At 47.7% G+C, this 581-nt stretch carries 2 protein-coding genes; both read right to left on the bottom strand.

The window, feature by feature from the left end:
- On the bottom strand, window positions 1–331 hold a 331-nt coding region (locus tag O9X78_RS20820), incomplete at its 3' end, for an IS3 family transposase (RefSeq protein WP_269621599.1).
- 35 nt (window positions 332–366) lie between these two features.
- Window positions 367–581 (bottom strand): hypothetical protein (locus O9X78_RS20825; protein ID WP_269621600.1); only part of this gene is annotated, 215 nt, incomplete at its 5' end.

Consider the following 581-nt stretch of genomic DNA (forward strand, 5'->3'; position numbering starts at 1 on the left):
CATCAGCGACCCACACTTTGTTTTTTTGATCTGGCAGTGCGCCGTCCGATCTTAGGTTCTCGCCAGAGGAAAGAAAGCGCCTCATGCCCGGCGCTCTGTACGTCACTCGCGTTACTCGGGCTATTAATCCCAATTCCTGCATGAGACGTGCTACACGCTTCTTGCTAGTCGCAACACCCTGCTTTTGTAGCTCCTTCCAGACCCTAGGACTACCATAGCGTCCTTCTACTTTGTCGTAGATTTTCTGTATCTCGATCTTCAGCGCTCTATCTTCACAGGCTCGATTCGAGGGCTCACGCTTCAACCAATCGTAATAGCCGCTTCGCGACACACCAAGCCAAAAAGCCAGATTTTTAATTCCTAGCTCTATTCCGAATCTCTTGATAAATCGATATCTTGCTGATGTTCCTCCGCAAGAAACCGCTGCCACTTTTTTACTAGATCAAGCTCCTGCTTCAGCTTTTTATTCTCCGCTTCCAGCCGCTTAATTCTGGAAAGCTCCTTTTCTTGCTTGTTAGAAGCTTCAGTCAACTTTTTACGTTTATCAGCCACAATCTTGCCTTCGCGAAACTCTTTTCGCC

Origin of the sequence: Zhongshania aquatica (assembly GCF_027257955.1) — a bacterium.
GTDB classification, from domain to species: Bacteria; Pseudomonadota; Gammaproteobacteria; order Pseudomonadales; family Spongiibacteraceae; genus Spongiibacter; species Spongiibacter aquatica.